This window comes from Kitasatospora sp. NPDC001225 (assembly GCF_053597855.1).
The window spans coordinates 1-1,030 of sequence record NZ_JBSFJC010000496.1 but is presented as its reverse complement, the minus strand read 5'-3'; the positions used below and the strand labels follow the sequence as shown (position 1 = coordinate 1,030).

Annotated in this window: 1 rRNA gene; it reads right to left on the bottom strand. The window is 55.8% G+C overall.

The annotated features are described in order from the left end of the window. Positions 1 to 2: 2 nt before the first annotated feature. Positions 3 to 1,030 (bottom strand): 23S ribosomal RNA (locus tag ACWDCZ_RS41725); the annotation flags it as partial.

Below are 1,030 nucleotides of genomic sequence, written 5' to 3'. Positions count from 1 at the left end.
CTGAGGACAAGCCCTCGGCCTATTAGTACCGGTCAACTCCACCCCTCACAGGGCTTCCATATCCGGCCTATCAACCCAGTCGTCTACTGGGAGCCTTACCCTCTCAAGGAGGTGGGAGTGCTCATCTCGAAGCAGGCTTCCCGCTTAGATGCTTTCAGCGGTTATCCCTCCCGAACGTAGCCAACCAGCCATGCCCTTGGCAGGACAACTGGCACACCAGAGGTTCGTCCGTCCCGGTCCTCTCGTACTAGGGACAGCCCTTCTCAACACTCCTACGCGCACAGCGGATAGGGACCGAACTGTCTCACGACGTTCTAAACCCAGCTCGCGTACCGCTTTAATGGGCGAACAGCCCAACCCTTGGGACCTACTCCAGCCCCAGGATGCGACGAGCCGACATCGAGGTGCCAAACCATCCCGTCGATATGGACTCTTGGGGAAGATCAGCCTGTTATCCCCGGGGTACCTTTTATCCGTTGAGCGACGGCGCTTCCACAAGCCACCGCCGGATCACTAGTCCCTACTTTCGTACCTGCTCGACCCGTCAGTCTCACAGTCAAGCTCCCTTGTGCACTTACACTCAACACCTGATTGCCAACCAGGCTGAGGGAACCTTTGGGCGCCTCCGTTACCCTTTAGGAGGCAACCGCCCCAGTTAAACTACCCACCAGACACTGTCCCTGATCCGGATCACGGACCCAGGTTAGACATCCAGCACGACCAGAGTGGTATTTCAACGACGACTCCACAACAACTGGCGTTGCTGCTTCAAAGTCTCCCACCTATCCTACACAAGCCGAACCGAACACCAATATCAAGCTATAGTAAAGGTCCCGGGGTCTTTCCGTCCTGCTGCGCGAAACGAGCATCTTTACTCGTAATGCAATTTCACCGGGCCTATGGTTGAGACAGTCGAGAAGTCGTTACGCCATTCGTGCAGGTCGGAACTTACCCGACAAGGAATTTCGCTACCTTAGGATGGTTATAGTTACCACCGCCGTTTACTGGCGCTTAAGTTCTCAGCTTCGCC